This is a genomic window from Alteromonas sp. G5_S2_22_S1, assembly GCF_054968525.1.
In genome coordinates this window covers 298,317-316,806 of sequence record NZ_JBQKUJ010000002.1, presented here as the reverse complement: position 1 = coordinate 316,806, position 18,490 = coordinate 298,317, and the positions used below count along the sequence as shown (strand labels likewise).

The 18,490-nt window shown below is 44.6% G+C and carries 14 protein-coding genes; 4 read left to right on the top strand and 10 right to left on the bottom strand.

Annotation, left to right across the window (positions count from 1 at the left end):
• Positions 1-51 precede the first annotated feature (51 nt).
• Both hutI and hutG read left to right on the top strand, forming a co-directional pair.
• Complete coding sequence (hutI, locus tag ACTRWF_RS03575) at positions 52-1,311, top strand: imidazolonepropionase (RefSeq protein WP_015066325.1); 1,260 nt, start codon at positions 52-54, stop codon at positions 1,309-1,311.
• Positions 1,304-2,308: a formimidoylglutamase gene (hutG, locus tag ACTRWF_RS03570; RefSeq protein WP_015066324.1), complete on the top strand. Its 1,005-nt coding sequence runs from the start codon at positions 1,304-1,306 to the stop codon at positions 2,306-2,308. Before hutI ends, hutG begins: the two co-directional genes overlap by 8 nt.
• Before the next feature lie 100 nt (positions 2,309-2,408).
• Here hutG and sstT read toward each other — a convergent pair whose 3' ends face one another.
• The 6 genes from sstT to ACTRWF_RS03540 form a co-directional block, all read right to left on the bottom strand.
• Positions 2,409-3,629: a serine/threonine transporter SstT gene (sstT, locus tag ACTRWF_RS03565; protein WP_015066323.1), complete on the bottom strand. Its 1,221-nt coding sequence runs from the start codon at positions 3,627-3,629 to the stop codon at positions 2,409-2,411.
• 136 nt (positions 3,630-3,765) lie between these two features.
• Positions 3,766-4,779 (bottom strand): S41 family peptidase, encoded by a 1,014-nt coding sequence (locus ACTRWF_RS03560; RefSeq protein WP_232363019.1) that lies wholly within the window; start codon positions 4,777-4,779, stop codon positions 3,766-3,768.
• Positions 4,677-5,165 carry a hypothetical protein gene (locus ACTRWF_RS03555; protein WP_232363018.1) on the bottom strand — a complete coding sequence of 163 codons (489 nt, stop codon included), beginning with the start codon at positions 5,163-5,165 and terminating at the stop codon, positions 4,677-4,679. The genes ACTRWF_RS03560 and ACTRWF_RS03555 overlap by 103 nt, the downstream gene beginning before the upstream one ends.
• 124 nt (positions 5,166-5,289) lie before the next feature.
• Positions 5,290-9,015 (bottom strand): AAA family ATPase, encoded by a 3,726-nt coding sequence (locus ACTRWF_RS03550; protein WP_015066322.1) that lies wholly within the window; start codon positions 9,013-9,015, stop codon positions 5,290-5,292.
• Between the two features lie 2 nt (positions 9,016-9,017).
• Positions 9,018-10,496: an exonuclease subunit SbcD gene (gene sbcD / locus ACTRWF_RS03545; RefSeq protein ID WP_462835155.1), complete on the bottom strand. Its 1,479-nt coding sequence runs from the start codon at positions 10,494-10,496 to the stop codon at positions 9,018-9,020.
• Between the two features lie 265 nt (positions 10,497-10,761).
• On the bottom strand, positions 10,762-12,054 hold the full coding sequence (locus tag ACTRWF_RS03540) for a DUF3754 domain-containing protein (RefSeq protein WP_462835145.1): 1,293 nt from the start codon (positions 12,052-12,054) through the stop codon (positions 10,762-10,764).
• Between the two features lie 174 nt (positions 12,055-12,228).
• Between ACTRWF_RS03540 and ACTRWF_RS03535 the strand changes: the two genes are divergently transcribed.
• Positions 12,229-13,527, top strand: a complete 1,299-nt coding sequence (locus ACTRWF_RS03535; protein ID WP_462835144.1) for a methyl-accepting chemotaxis protein — start codon at positions 12,229-12,231, stop codon at positions 13,525-13,527.
• A 120-nt stretch (positions 13,528-13,647) separates the two neighbouring features.
• On the opposite strand, the gene ACTRWF_RS03530 is transcribed toward ACTRWF_RS03535, so the two are convergent.
• Positions 13,648-13,971 (bottom strand): DUF3718 domain-containing protein, encoded by a 324-nt coding sequence (locus ACTRWF_RS03530; RefSeq protein WP_462835143.1) that lies wholly within the window; start codon positions 13,969-13,971, stop codon positions 13,648-13,650.
• Between the two features lie 328 nt (positions 13,972-14,299).
• On the opposite strand from ACTRWF_RS03530, the gene ACTRWF_RS03525 reads away from it, so the two are divergent.
• Positions 14,300-14,902: a YigZ family protein gene (locus ACTRWF_RS03525; protein WP_015066317.1), complete on the top strand. Its 603-nt coding sequence runs from the start codon at positions 14,300-14,302 to the stop codon at positions 14,900-14,902.
• Positions 14,903-15,024: 122 nt separating this feature from the next.
• Here ACTRWF_RS03525 and ACTRWF_RS03520 read toward each other — a convergent pair whose 3' ends face one another.
• The 3 genes from ACTRWF_RS03520 to ACTRWF_RS03510 all read right to left on the bottom strand — a co-directional run bounded on the left by ACTRWF_RS03520 (position 15,025) and on the right by ACTRWF_RS03510 (position 18,442).
• On the bottom strand, positions 15,025-15,561 hold the full coding sequence (locus ACTRWF_RS03520; protein WP_012517392.1) for a redoxin domain-containing protein: 537 nt from the start codon (positions 15,559-15,561) through the stop codon (positions 15,025-15,027).
• Between the two features lie 269 nt (positions 15,562-15,830).
• The gene (locus tag ACTRWF_RS03515) at positions 15,831-17,762 is read right to left on the bottom strand and encodes a M1 family metallopeptidase (protein ID WP_015066316.1); all 1,932 of its coding nucleotides are present in this window, start codon (positions 17,760-17,762) and stop codon (positions 15,831-15,833) included.
• 251 nt (positions 17,763-18,013) lie between these two features.
• On the bottom strand, positions 18,014-18,442 hold the full coding sequence (locus ACTRWF_RS03510) for an organic hydroperoxide resistance protein (protein ID WP_012517390.1): 429 nt from the start codon (positions 18,440-18,442) through the stop codon (positions 18,014-18,016).
• Between the last annotated feature and the right edge of the window lie 48 nt (positions 18,443-18,490).

Below are 18,490 nucleotides of genomic sequence, written 5' to 3'. Positions count from 1 at the left end.
GCTGATGAGGTAGTGAAGTGGCTGAAGTCAATAAAATGAGCGAGGAAAGTTATGGATAGTAAATACGATACGCTTATTTACAATGTGCGAATTGCATCTATGCAGCACAACGGCATGCCTTACGGTGAGCTACCGCCAACCGCTATTGCTATTAAAGAGGGTCACATTGTCGCCTTGCTCTCTTGTGATGAGCAACTTAACGACGCATTACAGCAAACCAGTACAGTGATAGATGGCAGTCGTCTCATTCCTTGTAATGAAAATGAGCAGCCCACACTTCCTTGGCTACTTCCTGGATTTATAGATTGTCATACTCACCTCGTCTATGGCGGGAATCGCGCTGAAGAATTCGAAATGCGTTTGCAGGGCGCAAGCTATGTAGAAATAGCTGAGCGCGGCGGAGGTATAAAAGGAACCGTAGAGAAAACTCGGCAAGCGGATGAACAAACACTACTTAACACCGCAATAAAACGCGCCATGCGGTTGTGCGAAGAAGGGGTAACAACCATTGAAGTAAAGTCTGGGTATGGGCTTGATGTAGACACAGAGATACGCATGCTAAGCGTAGCTAAATCCCTTGAAAAGCATTTACCCGTCACTATTCAAACCACCTATTTAGGTGCCCATGCCCTGCCGAATGAGTTTAATCATGATGCTGACGCCTATATAGACTTTATATGCCGAGACGCCCTGCCTCAAATTGCGTCGCTCGGCTTAGCCGACGCTGTAGACGTTTTCTGTGAAACTATTGGATTTTCGCTACAGCAAACCGAACGGGTATTTAGCTGTGCTAAGCAATACGGTTTACCGGTAAAAGCTCACGTAGAACAGCTAAGCGATAGTAAAGGTGCAGTGCTTGCCGCTAAATACGGGGCGCTATCGGTCGACCATATAGAATACTTGGTCGACAGCGATATTCCTTCTCTTGTTAAAAGTGAAACGGTAGCTGTTTTGCTACCCGGCGCTTTTTACTATTTAAGCGAAGTACAGAAACCGCCGGTAGAGGCATTGCGGGCGCACAATGTTCCTATCGCTGTAGCCACCGACTTTAATCCAGGCAGTTCGCCATTAGCCTCTTTGCTTACTGCGCTGAATATGAGTTGCGTATTGTTTAAACTTACCCCAGAAGAAGCGTTGCGTGGCGCGACGGAGCACGCTGCGAGTGCGCTTGGGCTAAACGATAGGGGTGTGGTTGATATTGGTAACGTTGCCGACCTTACCTTGTGGGATATAGAAACCCCCGCAGAACTTGTCTATTGCATTAACGGTCACCGCCCAATCGCGGTATTTAAGGATGGTAAACATGTTTAAATGGCAAGGTAGAATAGACAATGAAGACGGTCTTGAAGGTCTACGCTGGCACCAAAAGGTTGATGAACACGCATATAAAGAAAGCGGCAACCTCACAAGCGTTAATAATTCTGATAAGCGTGCGACTATTGACAACACCGTAACGTTAGTGGGGTTTGAAAGTGATTTGGGCGTAGCATTCAACAAAGGGCGCACAGGCGCTGCCGCTGGCCCCAACGCCATTCGCCAAGCGTTATCAAACTTACCTTGGCACTGGCCGAATACGTCTTTTACCGATTTAGGTAACGTTACAGCCGTAGACAATTTAGCTCAGGCACAAACCCAATATGCCGACGCCATCTCCTATGCACTTAAACAACATACTGGGTTTACCATTGGTTTAGGAGGAGGCCATGAAATTGCGTGGGGTAGCTACCAAGGGCTTTTCAATACGAAACCGGAAAATGCACGCATTGGTATTATTAATTTTGATGCCCACTTTGACCTCAGAAAACCGGCTTTGAACACCAGCTCTGGTACACCATTTAGGCAAGTCTACGACCATTGCCAGCTTCACAATACGCCGTTTTATTATGCTTGCTTGGGCGTATCTAAAGCCGCTAATACGGCGGCATTATTCAACTTTGCCAATGTGTCCAACACACGGTATTTGACCGATATGGCATTAAATGATGAATCGTTATGTATGCAGCGAATAGATGAGCTGCTGTCTCCAATGCTAAAAGACATCGATGCGCTGTATGTCACCGTATGTTTAGATGCATTTTCTGCAGCCCAAGCGCCTGGGGTAAGCGCTCCTAGTGCATTAGGCATTTCACCAACACTTGTCATCAATACGCTGCATTTTTTAGCGCAGCACCAAAGCACCTATGGCTATCAATGGCGACTGTGTGACGTTGCAGAAATGAACCCTAACTATGATATTGACAGCCGCACAGCCAAACTGGCTGCACGGCTAATTTTTGAAGCGGTGGATGCGGTAAGCTTACGCAATTAACGCTTAATGCGGCTTAGGCGACTCGCGCGTTTGAAGGCGCTTAGCGAAAGCGTTGGCGATGAAAACCACCACCAACAATGTTTAAGGCAACGCGCTCGGTTTACTTGCTGGCAGCACGCTTGCACGCAGCGGCGGTAAACAAGACATCGGTGGAGCTATTTAATGCGGTTTCAGCAGAATCTTGCAATACGCCAACAATAAAGCCCACCGCGACCACCTGCATAGCCACTTCATTAGGTATATTAAACAGGCTACAGGCAAGCGGAATAAGCAATAGCGAACCGCCAGCAACGCCTGAACTTCCGCATGCGGATACCGCCGCAATAACGCTTAACAGTACAGCAGTGGGAAAATCTACAGAAATACCTAAGGTGTTAACCGCAGCTAGTGTCAGCACCGTGATGGTGATCGCAGCCCCCGCCATATTAATGGTGGCGCCTAACGGAATGGATACCGAGTAGGTATCTTCATCTAGCTTTAAGCGTTTGCACAGTGCCATGTTTACCGGAATATTGGCGGCAGAACTACGGGTGAAAAATGCCGTAATACCGCTTTCTTTTAAGCACTTAAACACCAAAGGGTACGGGTTCTTTTTAGTCGCTAAAAATACTAACAACGGATTGGTCACCAGCGCGATAACTAGCATTGCGCCAATAAGTACTGTTAATAAATGGGAGTAGCCAAGCAATGCTTCAAACCCCGTGGTAGCTATGGTGTTGGCTACCAAACCGAAAATACCAAAAGGGGCAAGCCTGATTACAAACCCAACTACGGTTGTTACGCTATCTGCCATATTTTGCAGCAGGGCTTTCGTTGCCTCGCTAGCGTGTCGTAGGCCTAAACCTAGGCCTACAGCCCAAGTAAGAATACCGATGTAGTTTCCATTTACTAGCGCATTCACTGGGTTATCCACCATGTTATAAAGCAAGGTGGTAAGCACTTCCGACACCCCTTTCGGTGCAGCTTGACTAATGTCGGAGGTCACTAAACTTAAGCTAGTGGGGAAAGCAAAGCTTGCCATTACGGCGGTAAGGGAAGCCAAAAGTGTTCCAATTAGATATAGCACCAGTACGGGCTTTATGAACGTTTGCTCGTTTTGCTTGTGGTTGGCAATGGACGCCATAACCAAAACAAACACTAATAGAGGCGCTATAGCTTTAAGGGCCTTTACGAATAAGCTCCCCAACAGCCCTGCAGATTGAGCAGCTGAAGGTGAAAAACTCGCTATCGCAATACCACATACGATACCAATGATAATTTGCAGTACCAAACTGCCATTCATGTAGCGCTGAAACAGGCTAGGGCGTGACGTTGAGTCCATAAATGTTGGTCCATTATTATTTTTGACAACGCACCATAATGTAAAACCCCAGACAAATGAACCTGTTTAGCCTTAGTTACTCGCAAATAACCGCATACTTGCCGTTTATAAGGGTTTACATGCCTTCAAGTATCTTTTACGTATAAGACGTCCACTCATAAATAGGGATCTCTTCGTCAATATAATAGTCTGGCTGAATGCCTACCCCATCAATGGCCATGTGGGGAATGCACAAACTTTTGGTTAAACTGTAATGCAAGGTAAAAGCACCGCTCGGCGAATCAGTTTTATACATATTAGAGATATCGAGCACACCCGCTGTGGTCTGCCCAAACAGCTTTACTTTCTTGCTTTGTTTAGCCGCCAGCAAGAACTGCTCAGCGGTGCTGCCATTACTTGAATCAACAAATACGCCTATACTTTTTGGCAAGGGTTCAATTTTATCAAATTTCTCTACCGTTACATCTTCACCAATATTGATGTAGCTACCAATGTGTTGCTGAAGAATGTCATATCCGTCTTTAGCCCACTGCTTTTCTTCTTCACTGAAATGAGGGTTTTGCAAAAAGCCGAGCATTCTAGAGTTGTTAAGCTCGGTTGATAAGTATTCCACGCCTACCGTTCGAATAGGGTTGGTGTATAAAATTGGTAGCAAAGAAGCATAGCTGGCATCACTACCACCACCGTTTCCTCGGATGTCGATAATGAGGTTTTCGGTTTTTAAAATCTTGTCTAGGTGCTTAGCAATTAGCGCGTCGATATCTTTTTTGAAGGCATGGTTGAAAGACGGTATGCGAACAAGCACTGTGTTCTCAGAAATTCTCTTGAATAGCGGGGCTTTTGCACTAAGTAGGCGCACATAACGCGTTACTTCAGGCGATGATTCTTGTCGCGGTTCCTGACGGGACATAACGATAAAGCTGTTTCCCAGTACCACATGATTGTTACCCAAGAACATCATGTTATTTATTTGTCGGGCGGAGTGATCGCCCATAAAAAACGTTACTTTTGCGGCATTGTCGTCTTCAGGGTCGTTAACAATGAACTTTACTTGCCCTGCCTTCCATGACGGATTGGTACTTTCAACGATATAGCCTTTATGGACATTGCCTTCTTTTTTAACGCAACCGTATAGCTGGAAAATTGCCAAATCCCCTCAAGAGACTCATCACTTTTAGTTTCTAAATGCTGTTTAAATGCTGATAAGTCGAAATCATGTACTTTCGATTCGGTTACCGTTTCGTTTGAATTATTTGTATTTAGCGCAAGACCAATATGCCCCTTGCGAAAAAACGCGAGCCAGTCGCTAAGCACAGTTTGGCATTGCGCTTCGTTCTTCGCGCTTTGCACCCGAGCCAAGATGGCATTATTGTGGGCGGAATAAAGGTCCTGCCCTTTTTTCTCTACGCTATATTGAAAACCGGCATCGTTGTTTTCAAACGTGCTCTTTAGCCATTCAAACTCACTTTCACATTGAAAGGTACTACCAAACGAACAGAAAGAGGCAAAAAGAGGGAGTATCGCAAATCGTTTCACTGTTTATGATGTCCATATCTACTTTTAATAACGATAAAGTATCATAAAACTATGATCTTGCGAGCATTTACCTCGCACATACTTGTAAGCAAACGTTTTAGCTACTAATCCCTAAGCGGTGAGTTCACCCCACCGCATAAGGCTTTTCTAGTGCACTTAAGCCCACACCGTTGCGTTTAATTACTTTAAGTTGAGTAGGAATTCGCTCTTTCATGGCCTCGATATGGCTTATGACACCAATCATTTTTCCACTGGCATTTAAGTTGTCTAGCGCATCGAGGGCCACATCTAAGGTTTCAGCATCAAGGGTTCCAAAGCCTTCATCTAAAAATAGTGAATCGATACTGGTTTTGTGACTTACCAGGTCAGATAACGCCAATGCCAGCGCAAGGCTCACTAAGAAGCTTTCTCCACCCGACAGCGTTTTGGTATCGCGTACCACGTCTCCTTGCCAAGTATCTAAAACACTTAAGCCTAGCCCGTCGTTTTCTTTGCGAATAAGCTGATAGCGACCGTGCAACTTATCTAGCTGCTGGTTAGCAAGTTGGACAAGGTTGTCCAGCGTAAGCCCTTGTGCAAAACGTCTGAATTTGTCACCGCTTGCCGAACCAATCAACGAATGCAGGTAAGTAATATCATCGTAATAGGTTTCGAACGCGGCCATCTCTTCTACCAGCGCCCTTTGCTTTTCACGGGCTTCATTATTGGCGTTTAACTGCTGTTTGATTTGCCCAAGGGTGGATAACAAAGCGTCTTTTTGTTGCGCTTGCTCGGTAATTTGATTTTCAACCCACTGCATACCATGTTCTTCTAGCTCGCGCTGCCACTGCTGTGCATGGTCACGCGCTGTTAGCGATTGCTGTGTCGCTAGCGCGTTTTCTAGTTTAAGGTCAGCCTGTTGTTTTTGCTGCGTTAATTGCTTTTGCAGCTCAAGCAACTTATTACGGGTTTCTTCATCTAGTAGCGCATTGCTAAACGCTTGCTCATCGGCAAATGGGCTGTTTGCTAGCTGGCGATTAAAGTTCTCAGTCGCCTCTGTAAGTGCCTGCTCTTTCTCGCGTATTTGCTCATTAAGCTGGTCAATTTCTGCTTCTAACCGAGACAAAATAGTATCCGTTTGGTGCAAGCGAGATTGGCATTCACTCAATTTTTGCTCAGCCTGTACTTGGGCGGCGCTTGCTTTACTCCTTACTTCTGAAATATTACCTTCAGGGAATACCGCCATACGTGATTTGCGCAGTTCTATCAGCGTGCTATCTAGCTGCATGAGTTCTTCAGATACGCTTTTAAGCTGTGTTTCTGCACTTTCAATATCACGGTTTAGTACAAGCAAGGTACGACTCACCTCTTGTAGCTCTTCATTAAGGTTTGTGTGCAGTTGATGATTGTGTTTATAAGTTTTGAGCGCTTCGGCTTTTTCATTTAACCACGTAGCAATTCCTTCAATAGGCAGGTTGTGAACTTCAGCACCGTGCGCCGTCATAGTCTCACGAATTGTTGCAATGCTGTCGTTAACCCCTTTAGTTTTGTTCTCTACTTCTGCGTTGCGTTCGGTGAGTTGCTTTTCCAATGTTTCGCGCCGCTGCAAAGAAACTGCAAGTTCTGACTGTTTGGCTTGCAACGCTTGTTGTGCTTCATTTTTGCTCTGCACTGCGGCATTTAGGGCTTGTTCGCATTGCTCTATGCGCGTTAACTGGGCACTAATGTCATCAAGACGGGTTTTAAACTGCTCGGTAAATTGGGCAACGCTTTGCGATATATTAATATCGACTTTTTCAAAGCTCGATATATCAGCGCTAAGTACGCTTGAAAACTGCTTCCACTTTTCTAACAACGCATCGCGTTTTGCGCTTGTTTGGTCTAGCTGCTTATTAACCTGGGTAAGGGTTAACTCAGTGTGTGTAACGCTTTCTTTTGCCTGTGCTCCTTGTTGCTCAATATCATCTAACTGCTCTTTTAAGCTGTCAAGCTTTTGTACAGTTTCAGGTATATCAATCGCCACGCTAGCCGTAGTGTGCTCGTTAGCTCCACATACCGGACATGGCTCGCCACTTTTTAGCTGGGCGCGCAGGTGTGCCACTTCAGCATCTAGGGCGATCAGCGCCTCTATGTCTTTTAAATTACTGCGTGTTTGTTTGTAGGCGTCAACCAAGGCTTGTCGGTCAGATTGCTGCTGCGCTAGTTTTTTCGATAAGTCTTCCTTCTGTGCACTCAGCGATACTTTGTCTTGCTCTAGTGCCAAATATTGCTGTTGAATATGACCTATCTGAATCAGGTTGTCCCAGTGATGAAGCTTGGTATCCCGCTCTTGTTGAAGACTTGTTTTACTGCTTGCGCTATTTTTATTGGCGTTAGAAAGCGCAGCATTTAACGCCTCTTCACAAGTGGCGACGTTGGCGGTCGCATTATCAAAAGTTTGCGTTAATGTTTTCAGCGCCTGATTCGTTTGTGTAATAGCTTCATCAATTGAGGAAAGCGCGTCGCGGTGCTCTTCGGCACTTTGTTTAAGCGTCGCTATTTGCTTCTGTTCGCTCTCAATATGCCGCGCAGTTTCACTCCAACCGCTGATAAACTCGGCCATACTGCTGAGTGAGTGGTTTTCATTTAGGTAGGCTTCTAATTCACCCAGTTTTTTCTTGTTATCGGCTGACGCATTTTCTATTTCTGTACGCTTTTTAGTTAGCGCATTTATGGAGCGCGTAAACTGCGCAGCGCTGTCATTTGCTTTTTGTTGGGCGGCTGTACTCTGCGCTATATTATTATCTAACGGAACCACCTGCTCGTTTATGCGCTTTTCAAGTTCACTGCTTTGTTGCTTAGTTTGAAGTAGTGCTCGTTCAGCATTGGTCACTTCCGAGCTTAGCTGTTCTTTTTGCGTTTTTAATTCAGGAAGCTGAGCCGCTTTTTCATTGAGCTTTTCTTTGTAGCCCAATACGTCTTGCTGAAGCCCGTTTCGCTGCAAAAAAGGGAGGCGAAGCTTTTCGGCGGGCTCACTGTGAGTTAGCACATTAAGTTCTTGTTTCGCCTCATCAATCGCATTATTCGCAGCAAGCTGTGCTTCTTTCGCCTCTTTAAGCGCGAGTGCATTGGTGTTGAATGATTGTTGCCATTGCTGTTGCTGTTGTAGTTCAGTAAGTGTTTGGTTAAACGCCGCAACTTGACCATTAATACCGTCTTGCTCTTCTTCCAACTGGGTAATTTGCTCATTGCTAAGTAACGTTACCCCTTCAAGCTTTATCGCGAATTCTTTTTTCTTTTGTTTAGCCTCGCTAAATTGCTGATGTACTGCTTGTGATATTTGCCCATAGATTTCAGTACCAGTTAGTTCTTCAAGTAACTCAGCCCTGTCGCCTTCATTGGCATTTAGAAAGGCAGCAAAGTCGCCCTGCGACAACATCATAGATTTTGTGAAGCGCGCAAAGTTCAGACCAGTGAGCTTTTCTATCTCTTCATTTTTAGGGCGAACCTGGGTTGCTAGCACATCGCCACTTTCAACTTCAGCCAGCTCAACATCGGCACTTTGCAGATTACCGTCAACTTTTCCTCTGGCGCGGCGCATGCTCCAAAACGCACGGTACGCTTTACCCTTAATATCAAACTCAACTTCCGCCAAACACTCCGCTGTACCGCGAGTCATAATGTCGTTGTTCGACGTTGATATAGGCCCAAGTCGAGGCGTTTGGTGATATAAAGCTAAACATATTGCATCGAGCAGGGTGGTTTTACCCGCACCGGTTGGGCCAGTAATGGCAAACAAGCCGTTGTCGATAAAGGGTGACTGAGTGAAATCTATCTTCCACTCCCCTTTAAGGGCATTTAAATTTTTAAGGCGTAAGGTCAATATTCTCATTTTCAATCGCCCTGCGTTTCTTTGTTTGGTTCAGATTCGCTTGCAGGCTTTGATTGTACTAGCCCTTCGCTGTTTTCTAAGTCTTCTTTATTGGTATGCACTAGCGCTACGGCTTCGGCAAACAAATGTTTAATACGCTTAATACGTGACGGCTCAGTATTTTTCTGCGGCAGTTCTGAAGCCTCGTTGGACGTTTCATTAGGTTCCTCATCCAACGACTCTAGCACTAAGCGCGCTTCAAAAACCTCGTTCACTGACAGCTCGCTAAGCTGTACATTTTGCTTTTTGCTCAGGCTTTTCACCGTGCGCTTACGCATGCGTTTTAGCTGAAGAATTTCAGCGTTTTTACCTTCTAATAAGCCCTGAATTCGCTGCTGTAAATCAGTCAGGTAGTCTTCGGTTTCAACCTCAATACACAACCACACGGGGTCTTTTGAGCCAAAAGGTTTTTCGTTAGAACTAGAAGCTTCATGGCTAGCGAGAGGTTCTGAACTGGCGTTTTGGTCTTCGTTTGCTAGGGAAGCATAGGCTATGGCTTCGCTTTCATTAATCATCGCCTCAATCGCTTTTAAGTCCCCTTTTATTACTTCCATGGCTTGAAAACGAGGTACTGGAAGGGTTGAGATATTGGGTGTCGTGCTTACCCCGTCAAACTCCACCAGCACGATTTGTTTTTGAGAAGTTAATTCATCAAAGCTTAGCGGTATAGGCGAGCCTGAATAGCGAATGTGTTCGGTTTTCGCTACCTTTTGGGGTCTATGGATGTGGCCTAATGCGATATAGTCGGCTGGCGGAAAACCTTTGGCGTCAAAGCCTTCAAGGGTGCCAATGTAGATATCACGCACACTTTCAGACTGACTTACACCCAAGGCGGTTAAATGCCCCGTGGCGATAATGGGAATAGCAGCGCTATGACCAATGCCCTCTTCTAATCGATTATTTTCCAATGTGTTGCGTAGTGTTAGGGCTTCACTATAAAGCGACGCATAGTGCTGTTTTATTGCATTGCCCAGCGCTTGGCGCTTGTCAGTTGCGTTTTGCCCTGACTCACTTACCAATACATCACGAGGGCGAATAAATGGCACAGCACAAAGCACGGCACTGGGCTGACCCTTGCGGTTTTTAAGCGCAATCACCTGTTCACTTATTTCTCCATATGTACTGGCTATCACATGACTATTTAAATATTTCAGTAGCGCCTTGCTTTCATTTAGTACCGACACCGAGTCGTGATTTCCCCCCAGCACCACCAATGTACACTGCATGCCTTGTAATTCACCGATAAACGCATGGTATAGCTCTCGGGCATAGCTTGGCGGCGTGCCAGTGTCAAACACATCGCCCGCGACAATAATCGCATCTATTTGATGCGCTTCTACTTGTTGGAGAAGCCATTTAAGGAAAGCGGCATGTTCTTTTTTGCGACTTTTTGTAAAAAAACTCTGACCTAAATGCCAGTCAGATGTATGCAATATTTTCATGTAGAAGTGAACCAGGCTTGTTGCATTGGAGATAGAGAAACGCATTCGGCGCAATGCGGCTTTTGCCATGGTGTGTCGATGTTGATCAACGCACCGTACAGCAACTATAGAGATTTTGTGGTTTTATGACAATGGTTTGTATTAAGGGCACATGACTAGGAGTACGGATAGAAAGCAAAGGGCACCGCTGGCTTTATTAAACGTGTGGTGTCTAAAAGCGTAGGTGACTGACATCTAATTTATCGCAGTAGCCAAATAAAACCGTTCACACCGGTTGATAAATATTGTCCCAGTAATCATCGAGTATCTTCACGGCATCGTTGAGCGCTCGTGCTGCAAAAATATCACCGTTTTGCTCAACCAGATCCATAGCCACCAGTTTATCAATGGCATCGGTAACGTCGAAATCGAGCGCACAGTTGTGTTTTTCTAAAAAGTAGGTTTCTATTGCACTATCTAGCGTTGCTAATGTCATTCCACCTGCGGCAATTTCACTGCCTGTTCGCATCTTACAAAATGACGCAGAGCCTTCATCGAACACGTTACTACATCTCAGCAGAAAGGTATAAGCCAACAAAGCTTCTTTGCAATCCTCTTCCTCTGCTGCATCGATTAACGTGTGAAACACACCTGCGTTATTGTCTAAATTTTTGAAATACAGGTTGTCGGAAAGGGCCTTCATAAACCGAATTTTTCTGTTTTTAAACTTTGTCCATTCCTTGAAGATAAAGCTACCAAATACCCCCATGCCTATGCCAAAAGTAATTAAACTCTGCTTCGTCAACTCCACTTCATCATCTTTAAAGCCTAGCCAAAATGCGATAAACGACGCCACAAGTAGTAATGAAGCACCTAACTTAGTCACTAAGACAACTGTGCCGCCTATTGCAGCCGATGCGCTAATGATTAACTTATCTAGCGGCCGCATCTTCACTTCGCTATTGGGAAACAGCATTTCGAGATCGGCTTTAGGTACGTTTTGAAAAAGCTTAACTATGGTTGAGCCAGGTTTAAACGTTAACACCTTCTGCCCTTTTTCTTTAAAGTAGGCTTCATCTTTAAAGGTAATATACACCGCTACTTTGTCGTAGTTAGTGAACGACACCTCTTTTTTCCGTAAACCGAAAAAAGTACGCACGGTTTCAGTTTTCACCGACTCGCCTCTTCGATAAAAAACCACGTCTTCAAAATCGTCAAAACTAACCGCAAGGCGCACTTTAAACAGCGATTCTTCACTAAGCGCAGCGGCTAAATCTTCGTCTGTGACTTTCTCGAAATTGGCCGCATCAAGAAGGCTAGCAAATCCCTTAGAAAACGCTTTTTGGTTCTGCTTTCGCAACCTTTCATCCGCAGGCTGCAATTCTCGTGTGTCTTTATTTGGGTCAAAATAACTGTAGCTATTTTTCAACGCTTCTAGTTGCTCGTGGTACTGGTAGTGAATACGGCTTACTAACAACGTAGAAAAAGTTCGGAAACCTGAAGAGTCGTAAGAGAGTACCCCCTCACACAAGGAGATGACATCGCATTTGCGAAATGGAATAAATCGTTCTAGTGGCATAGGTGGCTTTATGAGTTTTGCTACTTTTTATTCGCTGAGAATAGTCGCCTTAGCGCACGAAAAACACAACCATTCTTAGCGAAATTCCGCCTAATGTCTAAACGAAATAACTCTTCAATAAATATAATCTACATTACTTTATTAATAGTTGTGCATATAAATTAAGGGGACGCTATGTTCGTATCAAGTTCTCGATACAATAATGACATATCGGCTCTTAGGGATGAGAGCCAAGGTTTGCTTGGCACGCTGGATGCGTTCAAAAATAATATGGCTTATGCCATCTACAGTACCGATGGACAGTGCACTTATGCTTCTCCAGCGTTACTTTCCATTTTGAGTTATCCAAACTCCACGGTAGCATCGTTTTCCCACGCTGCGATGCGTGTGGAAGGTATTGAAACCGAATCTCAATACAAAGCGTTTTGGCAACAGCTTGTCAATGGTGGCAGTTTTAGCGACACGGTTGCAAGAAAGACAGCACTTGGTGAAACCAAATGGCTTAAAGCAAGCTATGTTACTGTTAATGGAAACGGTAGTGTGGAAATTCACGCTATTTATCATGATATCACTGAGCACGAACAAGCGTACTTTGAAGGCAAAGCAGTCACTGATGCACTAAACAAATCAATGGCGGTTATTGAGTTTGAACCAGACGGCACAATCATCACGGCAAATGAAAACTTCACTGCCACAGTAAAATACAGTTTGTCTGACATTCAGGGCAAACACCACCGCATGTTTTGTAATGATAAGTTTTATCAAGATAACCCCAACTTTTGGGATAACCTTGCGCGAGGAAATTTCTCTTCAGGTCAATTCGAACGCGTCGATGCTAACGGCAATACGTTGTGGTTAGAAGCAACGTACAACCCTGTTTTTGATGGCTCTGGTCGCGTTACTAAAGTTATTAAATTCGCTTCAAATACTACCGACGCTGTGAACGAAAAACACGCTATTGCTCAAGCAGCTGAATTAGCAGTATCGACGGCAGAAGAAACTTCGCAGATTGCAGCAGATGGCGCCTCTTCGTTGCAGCGCAGCGTAGAGACTTTCGACGCTGCTCTTTCAGAAGTTGAAGAAACCAATCAGCTTATGAATGAACTCAGTGAACAGTCACTTAAGATTGAAACTATTGTGACGACTATTAGTGGTATTGCAGAACAAACTAACTTGTTAGCCCTAAACGCTGCAATTGAAGCCGCTCGCGCAGGCGATCAAGGCAGAGGTTTTGCCGTAGTTGCAGATGAAGTGAGACAGCTCGCTCAGCGCACTAGCCACTCTACGGTAGAAATAGAAAGCGTTGTAGCAGAGAACAGAAAGCTTGCCGACAAGTCCACAAAGAAAATGGCTGGAGTCAAAGGCAGCGTAGACCAAAACAGTCAGCAAATTGCGCAAGTGCAGAGCATAATTGACGAAATTCAAAAAGGTGCGTTGAATGTATCAGAAACCGTTTCTGATATTCTTCGCTAAGAAATAATGGGTGAAAAATACAAAGGAGCTGTTGATATTCAACAGCCCCTTTCCTGTTAAAGCTTGATGGTATTTACTCTCTTAAGCCTTTGAAATGCGCGATGACTTAAGTCGAAGGTACTATTTATTATGTGCAACATTGGCGATGTGCTGCTGATGAATGTTCAGGTATTTTTTAATGCTATCTGCGTTCTTACCGTACTGTTCGACAAATGCAGAGACTGTTAATCCGTTGCACATCATTTCTTTTTCAACATACTTTTTGTCTAACGCTGAATCTTTAATTTGATTGTGCAACTTCCATTTGTTTCCCGAAGCCGCTGTCACGCAAAGGTTGGACGTTACCGAGTTGTCAGTAGGGGTGAATTCCACGGAAGCAAAAGAACCTCCTGCGAAAAGTGATGTAAAAGCAACAATAGCAATAGCGGTGGTACGTAATTTCATAGCATAATTTCCTTTTGGGGACGAAGTTACCTTGTTGTAGCATTACGTCTTAGCCACATGCACAACTAACATTACTATTACAATCACTAGGCCAACATTGAAAAAACAATCAATTTCAGATACTTAAAACCAAATAAGAATATATCAAATCGTTTCGCTCGAAAAATAAAAGCCACCTATCAAGATAATTCACTAAATAGTCGTATTTTTGACCACTTCAATTTGTGAGCAACATTCTAAAGTCAAAACTCAGCTTCATTTATCGATTTAATCTTCTACCTGGCTTATTTGACTTAACTAAAAAATTGCCTTCGCTTACAATGTGCTAATGACTTATCCCGTTCCCGCCAAACAGGTTGAAACCCTGTACGAAATTAAAAAAAGCAAATTCATTGCTTGTGCCGGCTTTGCCAACTCTCGTGAAAGTGCAATGGCGCTTTTAGACAGCGTTAAACAACAATACCCTGATGCTCGCCACCACTGCTGGGCTTATGTTTTTGGAAATCCTAGCTCGCCAACGAGTGCAGCCATGGCAGATGACGGTGAGCCTAGCGGTACAGCAGGCAAGCCTATTCTAAATGTGCTCCAGCACAAAGATATTGGCGATATCATGGTAATTGTTACGCGCTACTTTGGCGGAATTAAGCTTGGCGCAGGAGGCTTAGTTAGAGCCTATTCCGCAGCAGCTCAGCAAGCAATTGACGCACTAGAAGTAAGACAAGAAGTTCGTTTAGAAACGCTCAACGTTAATATTGATTTCAAACACGAGCAGTTTGTACGACATTTAGCTGAGCAAGCACAGGGAGAAATTGGTTCGTGCGATTACACTAGCAGTGTTTTAATTGAAGTAAAACTTCCCAATGCCGCTATTGAACAATTTAAGCAGCAACTAGCTCCAGTTGCTTTTTCTATTAATGAGTGCGAGATATAGTTCAGTTTACTTCTTTGTCCATAGGGGCGCTCACTAAAAGCCTGAGAAAGACCTCGGTGAAACCACTGGCACTGGAAACAGCGCCAGGTGAATTCCACCTACCGCTGTTAAAACATCAATAATTAGCTTTTAAGCGTGCCGCGAATAGGATAATTGTTATCGGGGTTACGAATAAACTCTAAGCCCGACACCAACTGTTCCAAATCCGGACGAACAAAAGGCGCATTGGCAATTTCAGCAATATGAATTTCGTTGTCACTGTTAAGCACAAACAACGCGGGTTCAGCGAAGTTATGATCGGTTTCTTTTTCTGAGCGTGGTTCAGAAATGTATAAGCCAAGCTTTTCCATATCACTTTGTGATAAACCACATGCAATAGGGAAGTTTATGGATAGCTCATCAAGATGCTCGTCAAGCTGTGCTTTGCTATCGCCGCTTACTGCAACTACATCGATATTCATTTCACGGAGGCGGCCAGTGAAGTCTTCGAGTTTATTTAAGTATTTAGTACAGATCGGACAATGCTTGCCGCGAAAAACGACGACCATTTTCCAGTCGCATCCCTCTTCTTTGTTAGTCAACGATACCGTTTCACCAGTTGATAATGTAACACTAACTTCAGGAAAAGTGGCGGCTGGGTGCATTTTTTGTGTATACATAGAGACTCCTTAACAATTAATCTGAATCCTTCAACGCACGGCAAGCAAGTCGCTTGTTTTGCCGTACTAGAACTACACTAGGTAAACTTAATACGTTAAACCTAACGTTCAGATCGCCTTTTGAACAATCGTTCAATTTTTTTCGATGTAAAGGCTTAAAGGTCACCAATGTGTTATAGGGAATTAAAAAAACGAGAGATAAAAAAAGCAGCGCCGAATACGCTGCTTTTTTGTGTGGCAAAGCCATCGATATATTCAAGCGCTGAGGGTTAGTTTACGTATCCCTCATTGGTTCTAACGGTGAGCGGGTGATAGCCCGGTTTCGCTTCTTCAAAGGCGCGCTTCGCAAACGCCTTGCCGTCGGGCGTTTTTGATAGCTCACGATACAGCGGCTTAACCAGTTTATTGCGTCCTATCGACACTAGATAGGTGTACAAACGATCAAAAGCAGGTTGGTAGTTATTTTCTACCGCGATCATCAGCCAGCTATGAGCAATTTCGTTGTTCTTTGTTGACGTTAACGAAAATGCCTTGTCCAATTCAGCAAGCTGTGGCTCAGTCAATGTTTCAGGCATATTGTTCAGGAAGTATAACCACTCGTGTACCGTCCATTGTGCCGTTTCTATATCCGCCGCGTTTACATCACCTGAAAGCCATGCCGTGCGTGTATCATCAATTTTGGTGAAAGCATCAGACTCTGGCTGAGGTGCATCTTCCGGAAGACCCGGTTCGAAAATCCAAGTATTTATGCGCTTAGCATCGAGTTTATCTGGGTATTGGTTCAATAGAGTTTCATCTAAATAAGCGATAAATGTGTCGGTGGTTATGCTCTTAAAAGCAAAGTCTTTAAAGTACTGCATTAAAAACGCGTCAAAGTTTTCGCGACCTATTTTTTGCTCAATTTCACGTAAAAATAGTGCCCCTTTTTCATAGGGAATATTCGAGAAAACATCATCTGGGTTACGGCCACGAAGGTCGATAGCTAAGATCTCGTCGTTTTCATCTAACGCTGCAATATCGTTCTCTAAGTCTTGATAACCTAGCACTGCTTCTTTTTTAAAACGATCATGACCATAGATCATTTCCATAATTCTGTAAGTTAAATAAGTGGTGAACCCCTCGTTTAACCACAGATCGCGCCACGTTGCGTTAGTTACGGTGTTGCCCGACCAGCTGTGTGCAAGTTCGTGGGCAATCAATGAAACCAAGCTCTTATCACCGGCAATAACCGTTGGTGTGATAAACGACAAGCGAGGGTTTTCCATGCCACCAAACGGGAACGACGGCGGTAGAATAAGCAGGTCGTAACGATCCCACTGGTAGGGACCATAGGTTTCTTCTGTTACTTCAAGCATCGCTTCAGTGTCTTCAAACTCTTTCGCTGCGCTTTCAAGAAGTGCTGGCTCTGCATACACACCAGTACGTTCACCCATGGCTTTAAACTTCAGATCACCGATTGCCAACGCAATAAGATACGACGGAATAGGCTGTGGCATGGTGAACTCATATTCGCCGTCGCGCTTTGTTGTAGGGTCGTTCGACGCGCTCATTACCGCCAACAGAGCTTCAGGTGTTTTTATGGTCGCATCATAGGTCACGCGCACCTGTGGTGAATCTTGAAGGGGAATAAAGCTTCGTGCGTGAACCGCTTGGGCTTGTGTAAATAGAAACGGATGCTGTTTACCTGCCGTTTGTGCTGGCGTTAACCACTGCACGCCAGAGGCGTCAGGTGATGTGGAATAGGCTACGGTTACTGAATTCGCAGCGCTAGGTAACGTAATGGTAAGAGGCGTACCTAAATCAGGATCGGTCTTGCCTATTTCAAAGGGAACGCTTTCACCATTAACGGTGACACTGTCGATGTCTAGAGCGCGTGTATCCAATACCAACGTATTGTTTTCAGGCTTTGCGCGCTTTACATCAAGTGTTACATCGCCAATGAGCTGCTTGGTCTCGAAATTTGCGGTGAGGTCTAGGCTTAAGTGCGTAACCCGAACTTCATTAGGGTTCGCAAACGAATGATAGTCTACGCCAGACGCAATGGTAGCATCGTCGCGTTTTTCTGCTTCGACATTCAAGACCGCGCTTTCATTGACGGCCTGCTCTTTATCTGTTTTCGCTGTGTCTACACTGCTGTTATCACTGCACGCGAACAACACAGGCGCGCATACGAATGTAGCCAGTACTCCGTATTTTTTCATATAACTTCCTAAAGAATGGTTGATACCGTTTCAGTGTATCAAGCTGTTATATGACTGGCGACTCTAATTCGAAGCGCTGCCTTTTCAATGCGCTGAATTTAGGACAGTAGCGTGAATACTGGCGTTCGAACTAAATCGATTACAAACGTAGCTATAAGAACTGGCGTGGCGATTTCAAAGGGTGTAAGCAATCTACGTAAATAAAAACGCCCGCTGTAGCGGGCGTGATTACTGAACCCGTAGCGGCATAATTAGGCTAGATTGATATCTACTTCAATATTACCGCGGGTTGCGTTTGAATATGGGCACACCTGATGCGCAGTATCTACCAAACTTTGCGCTTGGGTTTTATCCATATCCCCTAAATCTACCGTTAGTTTTACCGCAATGGCGAAGCCTTGATCAATGGGGCCAATTGATACATCACCGGTAACACTTATGTCGTCAGCTAACTTTATTTTTTGCGATGCAGCCACGTGTTTAAGCGCGCCAATAAAACACGCTGAATAACCTGCTGCAAACATCTGTTCGGGATTAGTACCTTCACCACCTGCGCCTCCCAGCTCTTTGGGTGTAGACAGGTCAAGGTCTAGCTTACCATCGCTTGATTTGGCCGTTCCTTCACGGCCACCCGTTGCGGTTGCAGTACCGGTATAAACCACTTGTTGAAGCTTATGCATAGTTGCTCTCCTATTTGGCAAATTCAATTTAATACTTTGCATACAAAA

What these genes read in the sequence shown, in the direction of transcription:
- hutI (WP_015066325.1), top strand. Translation starts at nt 52, where the DNA reads ATGGATAGTAAATACGATACGCTTATTTACAATGTGCGAATTGCATCT.
- hutG (WP_015066324.1), top strand. Translation starts at nt 1,304, where the DNA reads ATGTTTAAATGGCAAGGTAGAATAGACAATGAAGACGGTCTTGAAGGT.
- sstT (WP_015066323.1), bottom strand. Translation starts at nt 3,629, where the DNA reads ATGGACTCAACGTCACGCCCTAGCCTGTTTCAGCGCTACATGAATGGC.
- ACTRWF_RS03550 (WP_015066322.1), bottom strand. Translation starts at nt 9,015, where the DNA reads ATGAGAATATTGACCTTACGCCTTAAAAATTTAAATGCCCTTAAAGGG.
- sbcD (WP_462835155.1), bottom strand. Translation starts at nt 10,496, where the DNA reads ATGAAAATATTGCATACATCTGACTGGCATTTAGGTCAGAGTTTTTTT.
- ACTRWF_RS03540 (WP_462835145.1), bottom strand. Translation starts at nt 12,054, where the DNA reads ATGCCACTAGAACGATTTATTCCATTTCGCAAATGCGATGTCATCTCC.
- ACTRWF_RS03535 (WP_462835144.1), top strand. Translation starts at nt 12,229, where the DNA reads ATGTTCGTATCAAGTTCTCGATACAATAATGACATATCGGCTCTTAGG.
- ACTRWF_RS03530 (WP_462835143.1), bottom strand. Translation starts at nt 13,971, where the DNA reads ATGAAATTACGTACCACCGCTATTGCTATTGTTGCTTTTACATCACTT.
- ACTRWF_RS03525 (WP_015066317.1), top strand. Translation starts at nt 14,300, where the DNA reads ATGACTTATCCCGTTCCCGCCAAACAGGTTGAAACCCTGTACGAAATT.
- ACTRWF_RS03520 (WP_012517392.1), bottom strand. Translation starts at nt 15,561, where the DNA reads ATGTATACACAAAAAATGCACCCAGCCGCCACTTTTCCTGAAGTTAGT.
- ACTRWF_RS03515 (WP_015066316.1), bottom strand. Translation starts at nt 17,762, where the DNA reads ATGAAAAAATACGGAGTACTGGCTACATTCGTATGCGCGCCTGTGTTG.
- ACTRWF_RS03510 (WP_012517390.1), bottom strand. Translation starts at nt 18,442, where the DNA reads ATGCATAAGCTTCAACAAGTGGTTTATACCGGTACTGCAACCGCAACG.